Raw genomic sequence first — 21,654 nt, forward strand, 5'->3', positions numbered from 1 at the left:
TCCTCAATGTGCCGGGCCCGGCCGCGGTGTCGGGCGCACCAGTGCGCCGCCGTCCGGATGGGGGCCTGGCGCCGACCCGTCTTTCACCCCCTCGTACCAGAGCGCGTGGTGGGCCTTGGCCCATTCTTCGTCGACCGTGCCTTCGCGCATGGCCTTGTAGGCGCCGGGCGTGCCCCAGGTACCGATATAGATATGGCCCATGGCGGCGGCGATGTAGAGGGCGGCGCCGGCCACGTGCAGGACATTCGCGACCTGCAGCACGTAGCGGGTCTGGCCGAAGGTGACGAAATCAAGCACCAGTCCGGTGATCGACATGAGGATGCCGAGCAGGGTGACGCCGAGCCAGAACCAGGCTTTTTCACCCGCATTGAAGAAGCCGGCCGGCACGTGCTTGTGCGAGACCAGTCCCCCGCCCTGCTTCACCCACTGCCAGTCATGGCGGTTGAAGAAATTGCGACGCAGGAAAGTGATGAACATCAGGATCGAGCACAGGATGAACAGCGGCCCGACGAAGTTGTGCAGGTATTTGGAGATGATCGCGAACCACGAGAACAGGTCGTGCCCCATCCACGGCAGCATGATCTTCTTGCCGTACATGATGATGATGCCGGTAATCGCCAGCGCGATGAAGGTATACGCCGTGGCCCAGTGGACATGGCGCTCCCAGGCGGTGAAGCGCTGGATGCGGCGCCCGGAGCCCGGTTCTTCCGCAGCCGGGCCGACCGCCTTGTAGAACACGAAGATCAGGAAGGGTACGACCAGCAGGATGAAGCCGGCGATGGTGGCCAGCGGCCCGTTGCGCAGGTGGCGCCAGGTATTGCCGCCGCGCTGGACGATGACGTTCGCTTCGGTGGCCCCATATTGGCCCAGGAAATGGCGGTCCATGTGCACGCGCCCCGAGGCCGGATTGGCCAGGCCCGGCTCGCGCACCACCGAGTCGCCTTCGATCTGGAGCATGGTCTGCTCTTCGGCGTAGGCCGGCTTGGCGTCCTTGTTGGGCACGCCGGCGAAGGCCGCCGGAAGCGCCAGCAGCGCGGCCAGGGCCAGGGCGATGGCCAGCATCAACGGCGACTTCGGCAGCGCGAACAGCCGGGCCAGGAACGAAGGAATTCGAAGCGGGTTGGCGTGCATCGTCGGCTCCTAGGGATTGGCCCGGTTGTACTCGTTCTGCTTCTGGTTGCGGTTGTTGATGGCTGCGGCCCAGGCCAGCCGGTCGTTATGGAAGCGCACCTGGTAAGGCCTGTTATCAACCTTGCCGGCGTACTGGCCGCGCAGCCATTCGGGATGCTGGTCGACTTCGAGGCAGCCACCCAGCAGCAGCGGCAGCGCGAGCACGCAATACCGCAGCCTGAAACGCGGCAGTTTCATGTCCGGGAGCTTGTTCATTGTGGGAACCCTCCACCGCCGTTCTGGGTATCGCCGGGCACCTGGTTCTTGCGCGGCAGGTCGCCCTTGGCCTGGATCTCGCCGCCGCGTTTCGGTCGCCCGTAGGCGATCTTCCATCCCCACAATTCAGGCCCGTAGCCGCGCGTCTCGACGCGCTGGCGGTAGATGTCGGCAATCAGGTTGGCGTCGCCGGCCAGCAGCGCCTTGGTGCCGCACATCTCGGCGCAGGCCGGCAGCTTGCCCTCGGCGATCCGGTTGCGGCCGTATTTCTTGAACTCGGCCTCGGAGGTGTCGACTTCGGGGCCGCCGGCGCAGTAAGTGCATTTGTCCATCTTGCCGCGGTGGTTGAACAGGCCGCTCTCGGGAAACTGCGGCGCACCGAACGGGCAGGCATAGGAACAGTAGCCGCAGCCAATGCACTGGTCCTTGCTGTGCAGGACGATGCCGTCTTCCGTGTGGTAGATGCAGTTGGTCGGGCACACCGCCATGCAGGGCGCGTCGGTGCAGTGCATGCAGGCGATCGAGACCGAGCGTTCGCCCGGGATGCCGTCGTTGATCGTCACCACGCGGCGGCGGCTGACGCCCCACGGCGTTTCGTTTTCGTTCTTGCATGCGGTCACGCAGCCATTGCAGTCGATGCAACGCTCGGTATCGCAAATGAATTTCATCCTCGCGGCCATGCCACCCTCCTCAGCTTTCTTCTAATGCGTCCAGTAACCGCAGCCGGCGCTTACGCGCGCACCACGCGGCACAGCGATACCTTGGTTTCCTGCATCATCGTCACGGCGTCGTAACCGTAGGTCCAGCCGGTGTTGCAGGCTTCGCCGCGCACGGTCGGGGCGCCGCCCTCGGGATAGTGGCGCTCGAGGTCTTCACCCATCCACCAGCCGCCGAAGTGGAAAGGCATCCAGACCAGGCCGATCGGCACCCGCTCGGTGACCATCGCCATCATCTTCATGCGTGCACCCGTGGGCGTCTCGACCCAGACGTAGTCGCCGATGCGCGCATTGAGCTGGGCCGCATCCTTCGGATTGATCTCGACGAACATGTTTTGCTGGAGCTCTGCCAGCCAGGGATTCGACCGGGTTTCCTCGCCGCCGCCCTCGTATTCCACCAGGCGGCCGGAAGTCATGATCATCGGGAAGTCCTTGGAATAATCCACGGCCTGCACCGATTTATACAGCGTCGGCAAACGCCAGAAATTGGCCTTGTCGTCATAGGTCGGGTAGGCGGCGACCAGGTCGCGGCGCGGCGAGGCCAGCGGCTCGCGGTGGACTGGAACCGGATCGGGGAAGTTCCACACATTGCAGCGTGCGCGGGCATTGCCGAAGGGCGCGCAGCCGTGCGCAATGACGACACGGATGATGCCGCCCGAGGCATCGGTCTTCCAGTTCTTGCCTTCGGCCAGGGCCTGCTCTTGCGGCGTGAGCTCGGCCCACCAGCCCAGTTTTTTCAGGAAGATGTGGTCGAATTCGGGATAGCCGGTATCGAGCTGGCTGTCCTTGTTGGTCGAGCCGTCGGCCGCCAGCAGCGACACGCCGTTGTGCTCGACGCCCCAGTTGGCGCGGAACGGCAAGCCGCCCTCGGCGATCGACTTGCTGGTGTCGTACAGGATCGGCGTGCCGGGGTGCTTCATCTCCGGCGTGCCCCAGCACGGCCACGGCAGGCCGTAGTAGTCGCCCTTGCAGGGTCCGTCGTCGGCGCGCATGGTGGTCGGGTTGAAGGTGTGCTTGTTCTCCATGTGGAGCTTGAGGCGTTCCGGCGAACAGCCCGTATAGCCGATGGTCCAGCACGAGCGGTTGATCTCGCGCAGGATGTCTTCGATCACGGGTTCGTTCTGCACCACCTTGATGTTCTTGCACAGTTCGTTATGGAAGCCGAGCTTCTTGGCGAACAAATACATGATCTCGTGGTCGGTCTTGCACTCGAACAGCGGCATGATGACGCGCTCACGCCACTGGATCGAACGGTTCGACGAGGTGCAGGAGCCCTGGGTCTCGAACTGCGACGCGGCCGGCAGCAAATAGACGCCATCGGTGCGGCCGTGCATCGCCGCCGTCATGCTCGGGTAGGGATCGACCACCACCAGCAGGTCGAGCTTCTGCATCGCCGCCTTCATGTCTGGCAGGCGGACTTGGCTGTTGGGTGCATGTCCCCAGTAAAACACGGCGCGCAGATTGCCCGGTTGGTCGACGAACTGGTTCTGCTCGTTGACCGCGTCGAACCAGCGCGAGACCGTGACGCCGGGCTTTTCCATCAGCTCTTTCGAGGCGAAGCGCGACATGATCCAGTTGTAATCGACGCCCCAGGCAGTGGCGAAATGCTTCCAGGCGCCTTCGGCGATACCGTAATAGCCCGGCAGCGAGTCGGCGTTGGGGCCGACGTCGGTCGCGCCCTGCACGTTGTCATGGCCGCGGTAGATATTGGCGCCGCCGCCCGGCACGCCGATATTGCCCAGCGCCAGCTGCAGGATCGACAGCGCCCGCACGTTGGCGGTGCCGACGTGGTGCTGGGTGATGCCCATGCACCAGACCACCGACGACGGCTTGTTCTTGGCCAGCATCTCGGCCGCCATGCGCACCGAGGATTCCGGCACGCCGGTGACGTCGGACACTTTATCGGGCGTCCATTTCGCTACCTCTTTGCGCACGTCGTCCATGCCGTAGGTGCGGGCGGCGATGTATTCCTTGTCTTCCCAGCCGTTATTGAAGATATGCCACAGGATGCCCCAGACCAGCGGGATGTCGGTACCGGGACGCACCCGCACGAAGTGGTGGGCGAAGCGGGCCGTGCGGGTGAAGCGCGGGTCCACCACGATCATCTTCGCGCCCAGCTCTTTCGCGTGCAGGAAGTGCAGCATCGAGATCGGGTGGGCCTCGGCCGGGTTGGAACCGATGAACATCACGGCCTTGCTGTAGTGCAGGTCGTTGAAGGAATTCGTCATCGCCCCGTAGCCGAAGGTCTGGGCCACGCCCGCGACCGTGGTGGAGTGGCAGATGCGGGCCTGGTGGTCGCAATTGTTCGAGCCCCAGAAGGCCGCCCACTTGCGCAGTAGGTAGGCCTGTTCGTTGTTGTGCTTTGAGCTGCCGATCAGCATCAGCGCATCGGGACCGGCCTGCTGGCGCAGCTGCAGCATCTTGTCGCCGATTTCATTGATGGCCTGGTCCCAGGAAATGCGCTGGTACTTGCCGGCGACCAATTTCATGGGGTAGCGCAGGCGATGTTCGCCGAAGCCGTGCTCGCGCACCGAGGCGCCCTTGGCGCAGTGGGCGCCCATGTTGATCGGCGAATCGAAAGCAGCTTCCTGGCGTACCCAGACGCCGTTGGCCACCACCGCATCGACCGAGCAGCCCACAGAGCAGTGGGTGCAGACGGTGCGCTTGATCTCGGTGGGCACTTTCGCGTCGGCCACCGGGTCGGCGGCCGTCGCCGGCTCGATCACGTTCAGCGGCAACTGGCGCGCCAGTGCGCCGGCGCCGACAGCCACGCCGGCCCCGGCCAGGAAGCGGCGCCGTTTCAATCCGCTGTCGCGGGTGCTCTTCACAAGGGACATGCTGGCTCTCCGGTTGCGCTCACCAGTAGGCGGCGGTCTGGTAGTAACGGCGGATGTGGTCGGTTTCGTGGTAGCCGCGCTTGGCGTCAAGCTCCGGCGCGACCGGCGCGGCGGCCGGCGTTTCGGCGGCAGCGGCGCTGCCCGCGACCACCGCCAGGGCGCCCAGCGGCGCGGCCCTCAGGAAGCTGCGGCGCGCCAGGTCGGGCGCTCCGGCCTCGGGTGCGGTGCCGGCCCTGCCCTCCGCTGCGGCAGCGCCTGCCGGCACCAGTTCGTTCCCTTGCGTTTGCTGTTTCATGCCTGTTGCCTCGTATGGTTAATCCGGGACGGCTGCCCCGACGGCGAAAGCTTCCGCCTCAATGTCGAGGAAAGCCCCGGCCAGCCGCGCGACCAGCCGGTAGTAGTTCGCCCCTTCGGCGGATGCAATATCGGCCACGCAGCGCGCGTACCATGGCGCGACGTGGGTCTCGAAGAACTGCTGCTGGCGCGCCACCGGCTGGCGGGCGATGCCAGGGGCGCCGGCGGCCAGCACGCGCATCGTCTCGCACAGCGACCCAAGGTGGTCTTCGGACTCGCCGACGCCGGGGGCGCGCTGGATGCCCAGCCTGGCCAGGTCGGCGCGCAACTCGGCCAGCGGGGTGTCGTTCATGAAGCCGGACAGGTAGCGCGAACCGTAAGGATTGACCGGCGGGGTGCCGATGCTGATGAACAGTGTGTCGAACTCGTCCAGCACGGCATCGGGGTCCATGACGCCCGAGGCCAGCGTCAGTTGTTCCCAGGCCTGCTCCAGCGCCAGGTCGCCGCCTTCGGCGCAGACCGGGTCGGCCGCGGCCAGCGCATCGAGCAGCGGGCCGTCGGGCGCCGCCAGCAGCAGGCGCGACAGCAGCGCGTACAGGTCGGCGCGCGCCTGGTCTTCACCGGAAAGCGGGAGCGGGATCGCAGTGAACGCAGTAGCGGTCGCCATCGGGACTGCGGGACGGTCGATGGACGGCACGTCGGGAGGGGACACGGTGCTGCACTCCTGTTAGCGAAGGGTTACGAGAAGTGTAGTCCTCACCTGCGGCAGGCCGCGCACGGTTGACCAGCCTGCGCCGCCATGGCGCACGCCTAGCGCATGCCCAGCGCATGCATGATCACGCGGATGACGTAGGCCACTGCCGCCAGCGTAAACACCCCACCGGCCCAGAGCGCCACCATCCAGCCCAGCCGGTGCAGCCATTCGCGCCGGGTCGCCCGGCCCTGTCCACCCTTCGGCCCGGCTTCCTGCCCCACCTTGGGGCCCGCCATCAGTGATACCCCGCATCGGCCTTGACCTTGCCGCGGAAGACCCAGTACGACCAGACCGTATACATCAGGATGATGGGCAGGATGAACAGCGTGCCCACCAGCGCGAAGCCCTGGCTGGCTGGCGGCGAGGCGGCTTCCCAGATCGAGATCGCGGGCGGCACGATGTGCGGCCATATGCTGATCGCCATGCCGCTGTAGCCGAGGAAGATCAGCGCCAGCGCTGCCACGAAGGGCAGCCGGTGCGGCAGCCGGTCATCCTTGCCGGTGAGCGAGCGCAGCAGCAAGACAATGAAGACCAGCACCAGCACCGGCACCGGCGCCAGGAACACGATGTTCGGGAAAGTGAACCAGCGGTCGGCGACGGCCGGGTCGCGCAGCGGGGTCCAAATGCTGACGACGACGATGGCGGCCAGCAGCGCCAGCGCCAGCGGGCGCGCCACCTGCACCATGCGCGCGTGCAGCTCGCCCTCGGTCTTCATGATCAGCCAGGTGGAGCCCAGCAGCAGGTAGGCGATCATCACCCCGAAGCCGGCCAGCAGCGGGAAAGGCGCGATCCAGTCGAGCGGCCCGCCGGCATAGCTGCGGCCCGACACCGCGATGCCGTCCAGGAAGGCGCCGAGCGACACGCCCTGGAAGAACGACGCCACCACCGAGCCGCCGATGAAGGCCTTGTCCCACAGGTGGCGCTCGTGCTCTTTGGCCTTGAAGCGGAATTCGAAGGCGACGCCACGAAACACCAGGCCGATGAGCATGAAGACCAGCGGCAGGTAGAGGCCGGACAGGATGATGGCATAGGCCACCGGGAAGGCCGCCAGCAACCCTGCCCCGCCCATCACCAGCCAGGTCTCGTTGCCGTCCCAGACCGGCGCCACGGTATTCATCATGGTGTCGCGGTCGCGCGCTTCCGGCGTGAACGGGAACAGCATGCCGATGCCCAGGTCGAAGCCGTCCAGCAGCACATACATGAAGACGGCGAAGAAGATGATGAGGGCCCAGATGATGGAAGTATCGATGCCCATGGCTAGCTTCCTTTCGCGGTGTCGTCGTCGTGGGGCCGCCGGGGGCCGTCCGGGCCGTCGTCGTCGTCGTTGCCCACATCGGCCGCCGACATCGGCCGCATCGGCGTGCGGTCCTCGCCCGGGCCGCCCTCGGTCGGGCGCTGCAGCTCGAAGCGCTGCGGGCCCTTGCGGATCATGCGCAGCACGTAGGCGGTGCCGGTGCCGAACACGAAGAAATAGGCGACGACGAACAGCGCCAGCGTGAGCGCCAGCGGCCCGGCGCCGTGCGGCGAGACCGCGTCGGCGGTGCGCAGCACCCCGTACACGACCCAGGGCTGGCGCCCCACTTCGGTAGTGGTCCAGCCCGCGAGGATGGCGACCAGCCCCGCCGGCCCCATCCACAACGCGAAGCGCAGGAAGTGACGCGCGCTCCAGATCCGCCCGCGGCGCCGCAGCCACAGGCTCCAGGCGCCCAGCAGGATCATCAGCATGCCGAGGCCCACCATGATGCGGAAGCTCCAGAACACGATGAGCGAATTCGGCCGCTGGTCGCGCGGGAACTCCTTCAGGCCCGGGATCTGCCCGGACCAGCTATGGGTGAGGATCAGGCTGCCCAGGTGCGGGATGCCGACTGCGTATCTGGTGCGTTCCTGTTCCATGTCCGGCACGCCGAACAGCAGCAGCGGCACCGCCTCGCCGGGTTGGTTCTGCCAGTGCCCTTCCATCGCCGCCAGCTTGGCCGGCTGGTGTTTCAGGGTGTTCAGGCCGTGGAAGTCGCCCACCACCGCCTGGATCGGGGCGACAATCAGGATCATCCACATCGCCATTGACAGCATCTTGCGCACCGCCGGGTTGTCCCGCCGCTTGAGCAATTGCCACGCACCGGAAGCGCCGACCACCAGCGCGGTGCACAGGTAGGCCGCGAGCACCATGTGCACCAGCCGGTAGGGGAAGGAGGGATTGAAGACGATCGCCAGCCAGTCGCTTGGGACCATGCGCCCGCCTTCGATGACATAGCCCTGCGGGGTCTGCATCCAGCTGTTGGCGCCCAGGATCCAGGTGGCCGAGATGAGGGTGCCCACCGCCACCGCGCAGGTGGCGGCGAAGTGCAGGCCGGGCCCGACCCGCGTCCAGCCGAACAGCATCACCCCGAGGAAGCCGGCTTCGAGGAAGAAGGCGGTCAGCACCTCGTAGGCCAGCAGCGGCCCCATGATGCTGCCGGCGAACTCGGACAGGTAGCTCCAGTTGGTGCCGATCTGGTAGGCCATCACGATGCCGGACACCACGCCCATGCCGAAGGTGACGGCGAAGATCTTGAGCCAGTAGTGATACAGGTCGACGAACACCTGGCGCCCGGTGCGCAGCCAGCACAGTTCGAGCACCGCCAGGTAACTGGCCAGGCCGATCGTGATCGCCGGAAACAGGATGTGGAAGGACATGGTGAACGCAAACTGGATGCGCGCCAGGTCCAGGGCGGACAGATCGAACATGCAGGCTCCTCCGTTGGGTCGTGCGTGGTCGTACTCGCCAGGGTGTGTCCAGAATCTAGCATGCCAGGCCGGCCTGCACGTTTGGCCGATGTTTTTTTGATACGTCATCGCCGCCTACCGGGCAAGGCCGGTGGCATACGAGTCGTGCCCCCCAGGGTGGGCAATTCGTAATTCAGGCCACTGGCCTAATGGCAGTCAATTAGTGAGAACCGTAGGGTGGGCGGCTTGTAACCCGGGCCACTCGCCCGTGTTAACCCACGCGGTGATAGTTGCAATATGAGCCAGCACACTGGCTGCAGCACTATAGTTTGAACGCGTGGGCAAGGTAGATCAGGGCAATGCCCTGATCTACGAATTGCCCACCCTACGAGTCACCGGCGGCTCTTAAGTGATCGGCATTAGGCCACTGGCCTGAATTACCTTGCCCACGCGTTCAAGTGGTGGTGCTGCAGCCAGTGCGGCGGTTCATGTTGCAGCAATCGCCGCGTGGGCGGGAGACCCGCCCACGCTACGATTCTCGACTATTCGCCAGGCATGGGCTCACTGAGGCAGGTTGAACCGCCGCGACTCTCCCTTCCACCAGCGGCCGGCTTGTCTATATTTGGCAAGGCACCAGCGAGCTCTGCCCCTTACCACCAATCCACACCCACACCCACACCCACACCCACACCCACACCCGCACCCGCACGCACCCAGCGTGCAAAGGAGAAAGGCATGTCGGAAGATGATCGTAACGAAATACTGATGGCGCCCGCCGGACAGAAAATGGCCCGGGGCCAGGTTGCCGCGCACAAGCTGGCGCCCGCGCTCAACGGCGCCGGCTTCGCCTACCGGCACGACTGGGGCGCCCGGCATGGCCAGTGGATCCTCCAGATCGACTGGCTGGCCGTCACTCCGCGCTCGCAGGTGTTCGTGGCGATCGGCGAAGGCGTCGCGGGCGGCCCGGACGCCGGCAAGTTCATCGGCGCGGCCCGCTACACCGTGCACAACGTGGCCCCGCGCACCGGGGGCATCGACCTCTGGGTGAACATCGAGTGGGAGGCGGATATCCCGCTCTACGTCGACTACCTCGTAATCAACCCGGAAGACCTCACGGCCAGGACGGTCCAGGTGACCGTGCAGCGCCACAGCACCGTGCCGCTCACCGAGGAAGACGCCGACCGCATCCTGGCCGACATGGGGAGCACGCTCCAGAACGCCGATTCCGGCGCCGACGTGGCCACCCGGGTCCAGTTCGTGCGCAACGGCCCGGTCCAGGTATTGCCGGACACGGTCGCCGCGACCATCCAGACCGAGGCCCAGCTGATCGACCTGCTCAATACCGGCACCGGGGTCAAGCTGGTCCAGGCCATCCGCTGGTGCGGCGGCCCGGGCGGTTCGATCATCGGCTGCGCCCCGCTGGGCAGCCCGACCGTCAATGTCGTGGCGGTGCGGTTTACCCCCAGCATGGAAGGCATCCTGTGGGTCCACGAGTATGGCCATAACGCCGGCATCGGCCACCGCAGCGACGATACCCGCGCGGTCATGTACCCGAGCATCGGCGCCGACCACAACGTGATCAACGGCGCCGAATCCGGGCGCTACCTGGCCGGCCCGGCCACCATTACCGGCGCCGTGATGACGTCATGTGATTGCGACGGCGCGGGGATCCAGCCGCCGAAGGAGGTGCGCGAGTTTGTGTCGCGCCACTGGGTCGAGGGCATCCCCTACCTGGCCGCTTCGCAGTACACAGAGCAGGACGCGAAGATCCTGCTGGACTGGCTGGTGAACGAGCCCGGGCAGCACGAGGAATTCCTGCCCGAGATCGTCACCACGCTCTGCTTCATCGGCAGCGAGCTGGCCGTCAAGCCCCTGCTCGACTTCGTGCACAGCCCGTGGGCCGGCCGCGCGGCCTTCAATGCGAAGAACGCCGTCCTGATCCATCTCGGCGACCTGGTCAACCGGTCCGGCAGCCAGGCCGGGCTCGACTTCCTCACCCTGGCGGCGACCGGCATGACAACGGCGAAAGCCCTGGCCGCACCCCAGGCTGCCAATGCGGCGGCCGAGGCGGCATCGATGAAGGTGGCGGCCCCTGGCGTCGACGCCCTGGCGGCGGAACTGGCGGTGTCGGCGACCTTCGGCCTGGCGCTGGCCGGGCGCCCGGACGCGGAGCAGGTGATCGACGCCCTCACGGACGCGCCGGACGGCTGTGCCCTGGTCAAGGGGGCGGCGGTAGAGGCGGCGAAGCTGTCGCGGACCGTGCGCGCCCGGGGCCAGAAGGAGTATTACCGGATGAAGTCCGCGGGCTGAGCTCCGGTCTCCAGCATCACGAGTAATGCTCCATGCCGCCGGGCCCCGGGTCCGGCGGATTGATGCGGTGGCATCCTGCACGGACAGCCGGGCCGTCTATCCTGGATGCCACCGCACCAGGGTTTTCGCCATGAAAGCCCGGTCTAGAGTTCGATCACGAGTCCCGGACGGAAGGCTTCCTGTTCGCCCTTGCTCAGGTAGCCGAGCGGATTGGCGACCACGCGGCAGGACCATGGCCGGCCGCCCTCTTCGCCCCTCACCACGTAGTCGTTGACGCAGTGCAGGTGGCCGTGCATCCAGACCTGGGCCTGGGGAAACAGCGCGTCGAGCGCATTGCAGAAGCCCGCCGTGCCGGGCGTCAGGCCATAGCGCGGGTCGGCGCTGTGCAGGCTGGGGGCAAAATGGGTGACCGCCACCGTGGCGCCGTCGAAGGGCACGCCGAGGGCGCCGCGCAGCCATTCCTGGCAATCGAGCGACATCGCGCGGATGCCTTCGGCCAGCACCAGGGCGCCGTCCTTCAGCGTCGTGTTCTTCGACAGGTAGTAATTCGCGGCCCTGAATGCCTTTTCGCGCCGCTGCAGCTGCTTGGTGAGATGCTGCTCCTGCAGCGCCAGCGCATCGAAGTCGCTCCACAGGGTGGTGCCGATGAAACGTACCCGGTCGATGACGATGGTTGCGCGGTCCAGCCATTCGATGCCGAGGCGCTCGCAGGTGGCACGCAGGCGGGCATAGGCTTCCTCGAATTCGAGTCCGTCAAACTCATGGTTGCCCGGGATGTAGAGGACCCGCGCCCGCGTCGCGCCAGGGCGCAGCGGCGAGAAGCGTTCCAGGCCGAAGTCCGGCGTTTCCAGGCGCGAGCCGGACTGGTAGGAGCCGATGTCGCCGGCCAGGATGACCACGTCGGTGTCGTCGCGGATCGCCGGGACGAAGTGCGGATAGCGTTCGAGGTGCAGGTCGGAGAAAAGCTGGATGCGCATGGTCGGCGCAGTATAGCGGCTTTCGCCTCCTGCTTGTGCCCGCCCGCTGCGCCGCCCGCCCTAGAAGGTGATCACGACCGAGGGCGCACTGCGCCTGGCCTCGCCATGGTAGACCGCTTCGATGTTATTCCCGTCCGGGTCGATCACGAAGGCCGCGTAGTAACCGGGATGGTAGGGACGCTCGCCGGGGCCGCCGTTGTCCCTGGCGCCGGCAGCCAGGGCCGCCTGGTAGAAAGCCTCGACCATTTTCTTGTCGCGCGCCTGGAAGGCCAGGTGATGGCGGCCGGTCGTCACGCCCATCGCCGCCTCGCTGTCCACGCTCGAGACGAACAGTTCGTCGTACCAGAACCAGCCGTCGCCGGTGCCGCCCAGCGGTACTTCCAGCGCCTCGAAGACGGCCTTGTAGAAGGCCTGGGAAGCGGGCAAGTCCCGCACCACCAGCTGGACGTGGTCGATCAGGCGTCCTCGATGCAATTCCATTGTTTCCATGCTGCTCTCCTGGAGAAGACGTTCATGAAAAACCTGCACATGCCTGGGCAAGTGTAGGAGCAAAAGCGGGGCGCGGCAAACGGCGTGCGTGTGGTGCAGGCCGGCGATCACTCCTTCGGCGCAACAGGTGCCTCGTCCTGCCTGTCGACCCTCCACGGCCCACCCAACCGCTGCTCGACATGCGACAGCCATTTGTCTTCCGCCGGCCGGCCGCCGACCACGGCGATGCGCTCGAAGCTGCGCCTGGTGATGGGCTGGCCGTAGAACGCAAGATAGCTTTCGCCGACGGTAAACCTCGGATGGATCCGGCAGTCCATGTAGTTCGCCAGGCGTCCCCCGCCACGGCTCCAGAACGCGCCGTCGCTATGGTCGTCCGAATGGCGCGGGTTCTCGTCCGCTGTCGCTGCCGGTGAAACAATGCTGAATCGGTCCCGCGCGGGCCCGCGCAGGCGCTTGATAACGACGAAATCGTAATGGACCATCCCTCGTCGATCCGGCCTTGCCCGGACCACGGTCGCAACCGATACGTCCACCGCCTGGGCGATCTGCTCGTCCACGCTGATGAGTTGATACGCCGGAGGCGAGTAACAGGCGAAGCACTGGCCGGCACCGAGCGCGGTGAGCAGCAGTGCGGCGCAGGTTTGCCGCGCGCGCGCCGCCGGCGATCGGTGCAGGCCCGCGCTCAACGACGCAGCGGCGCGCGCACGCATTCCTCGACTGTCGGTGCACTGCCAACTTTCGTGGCGTACAGGAAGTCGGACACAAGCGCGGTCACCGTCTTGTGCTCGCCGGGCGCGAGCTGGAAGCGCGGCGTCGCCTCTTTATAGCGGCAGCTGCGTTCCTTCTGTCCGTCATCGAGGAATTTTTCCTGGCATAGCGAATACAGCAGGAGGTAATGGCAGTCGCCTGCGTTGCGCGCGTTACAAGAGAAGGTGGCGTTCGTGACGCCCAGCCGGGTGGTGACTAGTTGCGGCAGGAAGTCGGCGCCCTCTGGCGCTGCGCTTGCACCGCCGCAGGCCAGGAGCGCAGCCAGCAGGGCAAAAAAGAAAGGAGTTTTCATGGGCTGCCTGTTTTGGTTGTTCGCGGCCCGGCACGATTCCATCGGGACGCGCCCGGCGGCGGCGGATCCGCGCGCCGGGGCGGTGACTGACTTAGACCTTCTTCTGGCGCGCGATCCAGCTGTCCACCAGCTCGCCCAGCACGTCCAGCGGCACCGAACCCGCGCCCAGCACCAGGTCGTGGAAGGCCGGGAGCGAGAACTTCGCACCCAGTTCCTTCTTCGCCTTTTCGCGCAGCTCGATGATGCGCAGCATGCCGATCATGTAGGCGTTGGCCTGGCCCGGCCAGGCGACATAGCGCTCGACTTCCTGGGCGCCGATGCCGTAGTCGATGCCCTGCTGGCGGGTCCAGCCCTTCGAGTGCAGGCCGGTGTCGACCACCAGGCGGCGCGCGCGGAACAGCTCCGAGCCGAGCGCCCCCAGCAGGCCGGGCACATCGCCTTCGTACCAGCCCTGCTCCACGGCCAGGCGTTCGGTGTACAGCGCCCAGCCTTCGGCATGGGCGCTGCCGCCGCTGAAGATGCGCTGGCTGCGGAATTTCGGGATGCCGGTCAGCTCCTGCTGGATCGCCAGCTGGAAGTGGTGGCCCGGGACCGCCTCGTGGTAGGCCAGGCTGCGCATGCGGATCATGTCGAAGGTCGGGCCGCGCATCGGCACCCAGAAGATGCCCGGACGGGTGCCGTCCGGCGCCGGCAGCGAATAATGCGCTGCGGCCGAGGGTTCGGTCAGCGGCGGCTCGCGGCGCACGTCGACCGGCGCGCGCGGCTTCAGGTTGAACAGCGGGGCGCTGCGGCGTTCGGCATCCTTCACCATCTCGACATAGCTGGCCAGTATCGCCGGGCGCGGATCGCCCTCGCCTTTCGGCTGGAAGCGCGCATCGAGCTGCTTCATGCGGGTTTCGATGTTCCCTTCCGTGAGGCCGAGCGAGCGCAGGTGGCGGTCCATCTCGCCTTCGATGCGCGCCACTTCGCGCAGGCCGATCTCGTGGATCTCGTTCGGGGTCAGCTTGGTGCTGGTGAAGTTCTCGACCGCGCGCGCATAGGCCGCGGCGCCGTTCGGCAGGCGCGAGATGCCGGCCACGTCGCCGGTGCGCGGATGGATCTCGAGCATGAAGTCCTGCACGCGCTTGTAGGCCGGGCGGATGCCTTCCTCGACGATCTGGGCGGCACGCGCCAGTGCCGCCTTGCGTGCCTCGGGGCTCAGGCCTTCCATTTTTTCGGTGCGCTGGGCCAGCGAGGTGACCAGCACGTTGTCGCTTGCAGCCGGCTTGAGGAAGGTATCGACCTGGTACTGGGCGCGCTCGAGGATGAAGCGCGGCGGGATCAGCGAGCGGGCGGCGGCGTCGCGCGCACGCGCCAGCGCTTCGTCCATGCGGGCGCCGACCTGCGCGAGGCGGGCGAGGTAGCTGTCGACGTCTTGCGCGTTGCGCAGCGGGTGGGTGGTGGTCATGAAGTTGACCAGGCCGACCTGCACCCCGCTGAACTGCGAAAAGACGAAGGCATGGTCTTCGAAGGGCTCGTTGGCGACGACGTTCTGCAGCGACCAGCGCATGACCGCAGCCGAGACGCGCTGGTTCTCGTCGAGCGGGCCGGCCATCCACGTATCCAGGCGCGCCAGCCCGGCCCTGGCATGCGCCAACGTCTTCTGGCGCTGGGCGCGGGTCAGTGGCGTCAGCTCGCGGTCCAGCTTTGCCTGCTCGGCGCCGCTGAAGTATTGCGTGGCCGTTGCACTCTGCGGGTTCAGGCGCACCCAATCTTCGGCAAACCTGTCGGCCCAGGTATCGAAGGCCTTGTTCGGCTTGGCGGCGGCCGCCTGTGCAGCAGGCGCCGCGAGGGCCGCGGTCGGCAGGCTGGCCGCGGCGATTGCGGCGGGAATGAACAGGGCGCCGACGAGGGCGCGCAGGCTGCGCTGGCTGGGGGATGGCATTGTTTGTCTCTTCCTTTTGGTGATCGTGGAGCCGGGTGATTACCGTGCTTTTCCGCCGGGGAATCTAACATGGAAAAGTGCAGTTAAACAATGTGCACGTAGTATGTACAGAATGGCCCGTCACCGGTGCCAGACCCGGCGGGGTTATCATTCCAGATGAGCTCGCATGTTCCTGGGGCCGCCGCTGCAGCCCGGGCTTGCAAGCCTCGAGCCCATCACTGTGAAATAATATTTCAGGACCGACTTAGAAATGAAATTTCCTTTCACCGCAGCCTTGACGCTGGCCGCCCTGCTTCTGACCGCCCCGCCCGCACAGGCCGAACAGTTCAAGGTCCTGCTGTTCACCAAGACCGCCGGCTGGCACCACGATGCAGTGCATGCAGGCGTCAGCGCGGTGCAGGAGCTCGGCAAGCTGCACGATTTCAGCGTGACCTGGACCGCGGACGCGGGACGCGTGATGAACGATACCGAGCTGGCGAACTACCAGGCGGTGGTGTTCCTGCTGACCACCGGCGACATCCTCGACGAGGCCCAGCAGGCCGCGTTCGAACGGTTCATCCGCAAGGGCGGCGGTTTCGTCGGGGTGCACAGTGCCGCCGATACCGAATACGGCTGGCCGTGGTACACCCGGATGGCCGGCCACATGTTCCGCGTGCATCCGGCGGTGCAGACCGCGGTGCTCAAGGTGGAAAACCGCGATTTCCCCGGCATGGAGCGCTTCGCCCCGCGCAGCCTGTTTACCGACGAATGGTATGAATTCGGCCCGGCGACCTCGCCCGGGCTCACCTATTTGCTCACGGTCGACGAAACCAGCTACCGGCCCCAGACGACCTGGCCGGACCGCCAGGGCAAGGGGATGGGCCACTTCCATCCGGTCAGCTGGTACCACCGTTACGACGGCGGCCGCGCCTTCTATACGGCGCTCGGACACCTGGGAGCCACCTACCGCGACCCGGTCTTCCTGCACCACCTGTACGGCGGCATCTATTGGGCCGCGACGGGGCGCGGCTTCAGGGCGGAATGAACAGCTGCTACCTTTTGCGCGGATAGTAGCGGCCGTCGATGAAGCTCACCACGTCGAGCGCCCCGGAAAATTCCACCATGTCCGCGCCATCGCGCGCCGGGTCGTCGAACAGCACCTTGCACTGTCCTTCGACCGCGTCGGCCACCGCCTTGCCATTGACCAGAATCGCGCCGCCATCGTCATGGAAGCAGGCCTTGATGCCGTCGTAAGGCGAGCGCTTGACGGTCTTCAGGTAGCGTGCGAAGGCCGAGATCTTCGCCTGCACGGCGGCGATCTGCGCCCGCGCCTCGCGGATCGCGGCATAGGGCATGCGCTGGCCGGGCGGCACCCGCAGCGTCCACCAGATGCCGAGCCAGCGCCTGCCGGCATCGTCGAGCAGGATGTCGCCGCGCTCGTCATAGGCCGCCTGGATGGCCGGCAGCGAAAAATAGCCGCCGCGGCGCATCGGCACCAGCTGGTGCGCCGTCCGGCTCCGGACCGCGACCGCCCAGCCGCGCGGGACATAGGCGTCGCGTCCGGCCTCGTCCATCCCGGGGTAGGTGGCGCGGAACCACAGGTCGACCAGCGCGGGGCCGGGCGGCAGGTAGCCATGCAGCTGGCGCTGGAGCTCGAGGTAATGGCGGTAGGGGAGTTCGCTCTCCTCCGTGGGCGCCGCAGCCGCGGATAACGAATCGGCTGCTGCGGCCGGCTCCTTCGCGGCCGCACTGCCCTGCCACTGCGCGATGGCGGCGCCGAGCGACGCGGCCTCGTCCAGCACGGCGCGCAGCTCCTCGTCCGGCGCCGTCACCTGCGCGGCCAGGATGCGTTCGTAGTGCTGCGCGAGGTGGTGTGCGCGACCGGCCAGCCCGGGAGAAAGGGCGGCCTCCTTGCCGGCTGCCTTCAGGGCTGCCAGCGACATTCCCGCCTTGTGGAAAGCATAGATGAAACGGCCCGCCCGCTCGTAGTCGGCCGCCACGCCCTGTTCCGCTGCGGCGACGGGCGGCGCGGCCTGCCGTGCGCGTGCGTCGCCGCCATGCGCGGCCAGGGCAAGCAGGAAAACGCCGGCGGCAATCACATTGTTCGGGACCATGCTGTCATCCTGTTGTTGGAATACTGCAAGCCTAGCAGGGAACCGGTGCCTGCAAATGCATGGAATGTCACGGGGCGCTGGCGGGGATCAAGGCCGGCGCCGGGGCCAGGGCCCGGGCCGTGCGCGCGCCCCGGGCGTTATCGGCTAGACTCGATTCGACAGAACCCCGGTTCGTGACAGACGCCCCGACGCCCTGCGAAGGGCTGTGTTCCACGTCCAGGCCTTCCACCGTCGACACAGGAAAAACCATGCCGCCTCTATCGCATTCGGTCACCGAAGAATTGAGCAAGCGCCTGCACCAGGCGCGCGACGACCTGCTGGAAACGCTGCGCTCGCGCACCGGCTCCGCGGACGACGATGCACCGGCCATCGGGGCGCTGGCCCACCAGGGACAGTCAGACGACGGGGCGCAGTCCGAAATGCTGAGCCACAACGAGCAGCACCTGGCCGACCACGAATCGGCGCTGCTGCACGAGATCGGCGTCGCCATCGGCAAGCTGGAATCGGGCGGCGCCGGCATCTGCGAAACCTGCGGCTGCGACATCCCGGAGGCGCGCCTGATGGCCACGCCGACGGTGCGCCTGTGCATCGCCTGCCAGGAGCAGCTGGAAAAAGACCAGCACACCGGCCGCGGCCCGTCGATGTGAGGGCGCGGGTGCAGCCGCCGGCTGCGCCTGCACTTACCCTTTCCTCAGCCGCAGCGAATTGAGCAGCACCAGCGCCGAGCTGGCCGCCATGCCGATGCCGGCCATCCACGGACTGAGCACGCCCGCGGCGGCCGCCGGAATCGCCACCAGGTTGTAGATGGCGCACCAGGCCAGGTTCTGGCGGATGGTCGCCAGCGCGCGGCGCGCGGTGTCGGCGGCATCGGCCAGCGGCGCCAGGCCGTCTCCCAGCAGGATGCCGTCGGCATGCAGCTGGGTCAATTCGGCGCCCCGGCCCATCGCGAACGAGACGTCGGCGCCGCGCATCACCGCCGCGTCATTCACGCCGTCGCCCACCATCGCCACCACCGCCCCCTCCTGCTGCAGCTTCTGCACGAAGGCGAGCTTCTCGCCCGGCAGCCTGCCGCCGAAGGCGCTGGCAATGCCGAGCCGGCTGGCCACGGCCTGGGTGGCGCGCCCGTCGTCGCCGCTGAGCAGCACGATGGTCTTGCCGCCCTTGCGGAAACGCTGCACCACGGCGGCGGCATCGTTGCGCAGCACGTCCTGCAGGTCGAAGCGCGCGAGCCAGGCGCCGCCGCTGCCGAGCCAGACCGAGCTGGTGCCGGGCGGCGCGGCCGAGCGCGCGACACCGCCCGCCAGCCCGGCCACGAAGGCGGCGCTGCCGACGCGGTACATCACGCCGTCGATGCTGCCCTCGATGCCCTGCCCGACCTCGTAATTCAGGTGACGCGCGACCGGGCCCGGCGCACCGCTGGCCGCGCGCAGGGCCACGCCGAGCGGGTGCGCATTGTCCGCTTCCAGCGCGGCGGCGATGCGCAGGCAGTGCGCAGCGCCGAGCGGGCCGACGGGCAGCGTCTGCTGCAGCACCGGGCGGCCCAGGGTCAGGGTGCCGGTCTTGTCGAACACGATGTGGGTGGCGCGTTCGAAGGTCTCGAGCGTGTGCGGCGCCACTGCCAGCACGCCCCCGCGCAGCAGCCGGCCAGTGGCCGCCGCGATCGCGGCCGGCGTGGCCAGCGACAGCGCGCACGGGCAGGACACCACCAGTACCGCGATCGCTGCCTGCCAGGCGCGCGCCGGATCGACCAGCTGCCAGGTGCAGAACACGGCCGCGTCGAACAGCAGCAGCGCGGGCACGAACCAGACGCCGGCGCGGTCGGCCCAATGCGCCACCACCGGCTTGCCCTGCCCCGCGCTTTCGGCCAGGCTGACCAGCATGGCGAGCGTGCTGTCGCAGGCGCTGGAGCTCAGCCGCACCACGATGGCCTGGGCCACGTTGACCGCGCCGCCGGGCAGCTTGTCGCCGGTGCTCTTGCGCTGGGTGCGGCTTTCGCCGCTGAGCAGGGCGAGGTCGATCTCGGTCTCGCCTTCCACCACGACGCCGTCGGCCGGCACCGCCTGGCCGGGCTGCACCAGCACCAGGTCGCCCGCCTTCAGGATTGAGGCGGCCACGGTGTCGGTATCGCGCGCGGCCGGGTCGCCGCGCAGGCGCAGCGCGCAAGCAGGCAGGCCGTCGCGGAAGGCATCCAGCGCATCGACCGTGCGGCGGCGCGCGTCCAGCGCCAGCCAGCGGCTGCCGAGCAGCACGAAGATAAAGGCGGCCAGCGCGGCGAAATGCACCTCGCCGCGGCCACCGAGCAGGCTGGCGCAGCTGCCGCCGAACACCGCAGCGATGCCCAGCACCACCGGCACGTCGGCGCCAGGAAGGCCGCGCCGCAGGTCGCGCCAGGCTCCCTGGTAGAACGGCAGCGCCGCATAGGACACGACCGGCAACGCCAGCAACAGTGAAATCCAGTGCACCAGCGCGGCCGCGCCGCCGGCGTCGTCACCGGCAAGCCAGGCCGGCAGCGCATACATCATCAGCTGCACCAGCGACAGGCCGGCCACGAACAGGCGCCGTCCCAGGCCGCGGCGGGCGTGCTCGAGCCGGGCGCCATGGCGCCGTTCGTCATAGGGCCAGGCGCGGTAGCCGAGCCCGCGCAGCACCCGCAGCAGCGCGCGGATGCCGCAGCTTGCCGGGTCCCAGCGCACCCAGGCGCGCGCGGCGCCGACGTCGACCGCCACCCGGCGCACGCCGGGCACCTGGCCCAGGCGCCGTTCGATCAGCCAGGCGCAGGCTGCGCCGCGCATGCCGTCGATCGTGAAACTGGCCTGGCCTGCCTGCGCCCGCCGGTTGCGGCTAAAGGCCTCGCCGTCCGCCGCAGCCGCCGCGCCTTGGCCCGGATCGGGCAACGCCGCCGCCGCGGCATCGTGCGCGGCCGCCGCCCTTTTTGGCCGGGCACGGGCGCCTGCGTTGTCCGCTGCGCGCTGCGGGCGCGGGCCCGGGAATGGCGACAGCCCGGATTCCAGATGGCACAGTCCGTCGGCGGTCTTCATGCGGCCACCATCTGGTGGGCGCCGCCTGCCACGGGCAGTTCGTGCCGGTCGAGCAGCGCATAGTAGTCGCCGGGCGCCGCCACGTTCAGGCTGCGCAGCGCGCCGACGATGCCGACCGCCGACACGCCGCAGCCGACCACCCGCGGCGCCGCCTGCAAGGCGATGCCGGACACCGAGGGCCGCGCGGCGGCCTGGCGCCGCGCCTGCGCCAGGTCGTCGCCGGGCAGCGCGAAACTGTCGCCGCCGATGCCGGCATAGCCGGCCGCGCCAAGCTGGTCGATGCAATGCCGGCGCATGCGCTGTGCGATCGCGCCGGCCGGCATGGCGCCGCCATGGAGCTGCAGCGCCACCCGGCTAGGGCCGGCGCCGATGATGGTGGCGAGCATCCGCCGCAACAGGTCGACACCCTGCCCCGGCAGGCCGTAGGCGAACACCACGCGCAGGGAGCGGAAGCCTGCCGCACGGGCTGCGGCGGCGACGCCGCGCACCCGGGCCGGTGCGGCGCCATCGTCCCCGACGTCGAGGCTGATGCAGTTGAACCCCAGGCGGCGCAGCAGGCGGATGCGCTCGGGACTGGTGCCGCGCGCGTCGGCCCTGACCTCGAATTCGCCGGCCTCGTCGGCGACGAAACGGAAATGACGGCGCAGGTGGGTCATCAGGCTGTCGACCTGCGCTGCGGACAGGCTGGCCGGCGACACGCCATCGAAACGCAGTTGCCCGACCTCGTTCATGCCCGCGAACAGGGCCGCCTCGCGCTTCAGGTAGGCCAAGTAAGTGGGCAGGCCGCCAAAAACAGGGACCGGCATGTCATCGAAGGAGGGAATATGCAGGTGCAGCGCGAGCGGACGCGCGCTGCGCAGGGGAAGGCCGGCGACGGCGTCCAGGCAGGCGCTGTCGGGGTCGCCGCTGGCATCCCGTGGCGCGGAAGAAGTGGCAGCCGGCGGCGATGGCGGCAATGACGGCGCCAGCGGCTTGTGCGCCACGCCCGGGTAGGTGTCTGCATGCATGAGATGTCGGCTCCAGCGTCCGCCGGTTTGCGCAACTGCAAACCCGGCTCGGTCATCACGCAGTGT

20 protein-coding genes are annotated in these 21,654 nt (G+C 67.9%); 3 read left to right on the top strand and 17 right to left on the bottom strand.

Going from position 1 to position 21,654, the window contains the following annotated elements:
• Nucleotides 1–3: 3 nt before the first annotated feature.
• From HGB41_RS02805 to HGB41_RS02845, 9 genes are all read right to left on the bottom strand, one after another.
• The gene (locus HGB41_RS02805) at nucleotides 4–1,131 is read right to left on the bottom strand and encodes a formate dehydrogenase subunit gamma (protein WP_229422685.1); all 1,128 of its coding nucleotides are present in this window, start codon (nucleotides 1,129–1,131) and stop codon (nucleotides 4–6) included.
• Between the two features lie 9 nt (nucleotides 1,132–1,140).
• Complete coding sequence (locus HGB41_RS02810) at nucleotides 1,141–1,386, bottom strand: hypothetical protein (protein WP_229422687.1); 246 nt, start codon at nucleotides 1,384–1,386, stop codon at nucleotides 1,141–1,143.
• Entirely contained in the window at nucleotides 1,383–2,066 is a 684-nt protein-coding gene (gene fdh3B, locus HGB41_RS02815) for a formate dehydrogenase FDH3 subunit beta (RefSeq protein ID WP_212760798.1), read from the bottom strand. The genes HGB41_RS02810 and fdh3B overlap by 4 nt, the downstream gene beginning before the upstream one ends.
• Nucleotides 2,067–2,116: 50 nt before the next feature.
• Nucleotides 2,117–4,939 (bottom strand): formate dehydrogenase subunit alpha, encoded by a 2,823-nt coding sequence (locus HGB41_RS02820; protein WP_171080864.1) that lies wholly within the window; start codon nucleotides 4,937–4,939, stop codon nucleotides 2,117–2,119.
• A 19-nt stretch (nucleotides 4,940–4,958) separates the two neighbouring features.
• Nucleotides 4,959–5,234, bottom strand: coding sequence for a formate dehydrogenase (locus tag HGB41_RS02825; RefSeq protein ID WP_171080866.1), 276 nt, complete (start codon nucleotides 5,232–5,234; stop codon nucleotides 4,959–4,961).
• 18 nt (nucleotides 5,235–5,252) lie between these two features.
• Complete coding sequence (locus HGB41_RS02830; RefSeq protein ID WP_371868429.1) at nucleotides 5,253–5,945, bottom strand: TorD/DmsD family molecular chaperone; 693 nt, start codon at nucleotides 5,943–5,945, stop codon at nucleotides 5,253–5,255.
• A gap of 98 nt (nucleotides 5,946–6,043) precedes the next feature.
• On the bottom strand, nucleotides 6,044–6,223 hold the full coding sequence (locus tag HGB41_RS02835; RefSeq protein WP_171080868.1) for a DUF2474 domain-containing protein: 180 nt from the start codon (nucleotides 6,221–6,223) through the stop codon (nucleotides 6,044–6,046).
• Nucleotides 6,223–7,242 carry a cytochrome d ubiquinol oxidase subunit II gene (gene cydB / locus HGB41_RS02840; protein ID WP_171080870.1) on the bottom strand — a complete coding sequence of 340 codons (1,020 nt, stop codon included), beginning with the start codon at nucleotides 7,240–7,242 and terminating at the stop codon, nucleotides 6,223–6,225. Before cydB ends, HGB41_RS02835 begins: the two co-directional genes overlap by 1 nt.
• A gap of 2 nt (nucleotides 7,243–7,244) precedes the next feature.
• Entirely contained in the window at nucleotides 7,245–8,711 is a 1,467-nt protein-coding gene (locus HGB41_RS02845; protein ID WP_171080873.1) for a cytochrome ubiquinol oxidase subunit I, read from the bottom strand.
• 714 nt (nucleotides 8,712–9,425) lie between these two features.
• Here HGB41_RS02845 and HGB41_RS02850 point away from each other — a divergent pair.
• Nucleotides 9,426–11,000 (top strand): zinc metalloprotease, encoded by a 1,575-nt coding sequence (locus HGB41_RS02850; protein ID WP_171080875.1) that lies wholly within the window; start codon nucleotides 9,426–9,428, stop codon nucleotides 10,998–11,000.
• A gap of 143 nt (nucleotides 11,001–11,143) precedes the next feature.
• Here HGB41_RS02850 and HGB41_RS02855 read toward each other — a convergent pair whose 3' ends face one another.
• From HGB41_RS02855 to HGB41_RS02875, 5 genes are all read right to left on the bottom strand, one after another.
• The gene (locus tag HGB41_RS02855; RefSeq protein ID WP_171080877.1) at nucleotides 11,144–11,977 is read right to left on the bottom strand and encodes a metallophosphoesterase; all 834 of its coding nucleotides are present in this window, start codon (nucleotides 11,975–11,977) and stop codon (nucleotides 11,144–11,146) included.
• Between the two features lie 60 nt (nucleotides 11,978–12,037).
• Nucleotides 12,038–12,466, bottom strand: a complete 429-nt coding sequence (locus HGB41_RS02860) for a VOC family protein (RefSeq protein WP_171080880.1) — start codon at nucleotides 12,464–12,466, stop codon at nucleotides 12,038–12,040.
• 107 nt (nucleotides 12,467–12,573) lie between these two features.
• Nucleotides 12,574–13,176 (bottom strand): hypothetical protein, encoded by a 603-nt coding sequence (locus HGB41_RS02865; RefSeq protein ID WP_171080882.1) that lies wholly within the window; start codon nucleotides 13,174–13,176, stop codon nucleotides 12,574–12,576.
• Nucleotides 13,149–13,526 (bottom strand): hypothetical protein, encoded by a 378-nt coding sequence (locus tag HGB41_RS02870; RefSeq protein ID WP_171080884.1) that lies wholly within the window; start codon nucleotides 13,524–13,526, stop codon nucleotides 13,149–13,151. Before HGB41_RS02870 ends, HGB41_RS02865 begins: the two co-directional genes overlap by 28 nt.
• 91 nt (nucleotides 13,527–13,617) lie before the next feature.
• Nucleotides 13,618–15,450 carry a DUF885 domain-containing protein gene (locus HGB41_RS02875; protein ID WP_171080887.1) on the bottom strand — a complete coding sequence of 611 codons (1,833 nt, stop codon included), beginning with the start codon at nucleotides 15,448–15,450 and terminating at the stop codon, nucleotides 13,618–13,620.
• A gap of 250 nt (nucleotides 15,451–15,700) precedes the next feature.
• On the opposite strand from HGB41_RS02875, the gene HGB41_RS02880 reads away from it, so the two are divergent.
• Nucleotides 15,701–16,474 carry a ThuA domain-containing protein gene (locus tag HGB41_RS02880; protein ID WP_171080889.1) on the top strand — a complete coding sequence of 258 codons (774 nt, stop codon included), beginning with the start codon at nucleotides 15,701–15,703 and terminating at the stop codon, nucleotides 16,472–16,474.
• A gap of 7 nt (nucleotides 16,475–16,481) precedes the next feature.
• Here the strand turns inward: HGB41_RS02880 and HGB41_RS02885 are convergent, their stop codons facing one another.
• Nucleotides 16,482–17,543 carry a hypothetical protein gene (locus tag HGB41_RS02885; protein ID WP_171080890.1) on the bottom strand — a complete coding sequence of 354 codons (1,062 nt, stop codon included), beginning with the start codon at nucleotides 17,541–17,543 and terminating at the stop codon, nucleotides 16,482–16,484.
• A gap of 248 nt (nucleotides 17,544–17,791) precedes the next feature.
• Here HGB41_RS02885 and HGB41_RS02890 point away from each other — a divergent pair, with 248 nt between their 5' ends.
• Nucleotides 17,792–18,190: a TraR/DksA family transcriptional regulator gene (locus HGB41_RS02890; protein WP_171080892.1), complete on the top strand. Its 399-nt coding sequence runs from the start codon at nucleotides 17,792–17,794 to the stop codon at nucleotides 18,188–18,190.
• A 33-nt stretch (nucleotides 18,191–18,223) separates the two neighbouring features.
• Here the strand turns inward: HGB41_RS02890 and HGB41_RS02895 are convergent, their stop codons facing one another.
• Nucleotides 18,224–20,581, bottom strand: coding sequence for a heavy metal translocating P-type ATPase (locus tag HGB41_RS02895; protein WP_171080894.1), 2,358 nt, complete (start codon nucleotides 20,579–20,581; stop codon nucleotides 18,224–18,226).
• Nucleotides 20,578–21,588 (bottom strand): oxygen-independent coproporphyrinogen III oxidase, encoded by a 1,011-nt coding sequence (locus HGB41_RS02900; RefSeq protein ID WP_171080896.1) that lies wholly within the window; start codon nucleotides 21,586–21,588, stop codon nucleotides 20,578–20,580. The genes HGB41_RS02895 and HGB41_RS02900 overlap by 4 nt, the downstream gene beginning before the upstream one ends.
• Between the last annotated feature and the right edge of the window lie 66 nt (nucleotides 21,589–21,654).

Source organism: Telluria aromaticivorans (assembly GCF_013003915.1).
GTDB lineage: Bacteria > Pseudomonadota > Gammaproteobacteria > Burkholderiales > Burkholderiaceae_D > Telluria > Telluria aromaticivorans.

Bases quoted from the DNA above. Each gene is read 5' to 3' on its own strand.
- HGB41_RS02805 (WP_229422685.1), bottom strand. From the start codon at position 1,131: ATGCACGCCAACCCGCTTCGAATTCCTTCGTTCCTGGCCCGGCTGTTC.
- HGB41_RS02810 (WP_229422687.1), bottom strand. From the start codon at position 1,386: ATGAACAAGCTCCCGGACATGAAACTGCCGCGTTTCAGGCTGCGGTAT.
- fdh3B (WP_212760798.1), bottom strand. From the start codon at position 2,066: ATGGCCGCGAGGATGAAATTCATTTGCGATACCGAGCGTTGCATCGAC.
- HGB41_RS02820 (WP_171080864.1), bottom strand. From the start codon at position 4,939: ATGTCCCTTGTGAAGAGCACCCGCGACAGCGGATTGAAACGGCGCCGC.
- HGB41_RS02825 (WP_171080866.1), bottom strand. From the start codon at position 5,234: ATGAAACAGCAAACGCAAGGGAACGAACTGGTGCCGGCAGGCGCTGCC.
- HGB41_RS02835 (WP_171080868.1), bottom strand. From the start codon at position 6,223: ATGGCGGGCCCCAAGGTGGGGCAGGAAGCCGGGCCGAAGGGTGGACAG.
- cydB (WP_171080870.1), bottom strand. From the start codon at position 7,242: ATGGGCATCGATACTTCCATCATCTGGGCCCTCATCATCTTCTTCGCC.
- HGB41_RS02845 (WP_171080873.1), bottom strand. From the start codon at position 8,711: ATGTTCGATCTGTCCGCCCTGGACCTGGCGCGCATCCAGTTTGCGTTC.
- HGB41_RS02850 (WP_171080875.1), top strand. From the start codon at position 9,426: ATGTCGGAAGATGATCGTAACGAAATACTGATGGCGCCCGCCGGACAG.
- HGB41_RS02855 (WP_171080877.1), bottom strand. From the start codon at position 11,977: ATGCGCATCCAGCTTTTCTCCGACCTGCACCTCGAACGCTATCCGCAC.
- HGB41_RS02860 (WP_171080880.1), bottom strand. From the start codon at position 12,466: ATGGAAACAATGGAATTGCATCGAGGACGCCTGATCGACCACGTCCAG.
- HGB41_RS02865 (WP_171080882.1), bottom strand. From the start codon at position 13,176: ATGCGTGCGCGCGCCGCTGCGTCGTTGAGCGCGGGCCTGCACCGATCG.
- HGB41_RS02870 (WP_171080884.1), bottom strand. From the start codon at position 13,526: ATGAAAACTCCTTTCTTTTTTGCCCTGCTGGCTGCGCTCCTGGCCTGC.
- HGB41_RS02875 (WP_171080887.1), bottom strand. From the start codon at position 15,450: ATGCCATCCCCCAGCCAGCGCAGCCTGCGCGCCCTCGTCGGCGCCCTG.
- HGB41_RS02880 (WP_171080889.1), top strand. From the start codon at position 15,701: ATGAAATTTCCTTTCACCGCAGCCTTGACGCTGGCCGCCCTGCTTCTG.
- HGB41_RS02885 (WP_171080890.1), bottom strand. From the start codon at position 17,543: ATGGTCCCGAACAATGTGATTGCCGCCGGCGTTTTCCTGCTTGCCCTG.
- HGB41_RS02890 (WP_171080892.1), top strand. From the start codon at position 17,792: ATGCCGCCTCTATCGCATTCGGTCACCGAAGAATTGAGCAAGCGCCTG.
- HGB41_RS02895 (WP_171080894.1), bottom strand. From the start codon at position 20,581: ATGAAGACCGCCGACGGACTGTGCCATCTGGAATCCGGGCTGTCGCCA.
- HGB41_RS02900 (WP_171080896.1), bottom strand. From the start codon at position 21,588: ATGCATGCAGACACCTACCCGGGCGTGGCGCACAAGCCGCTGGCGCCG.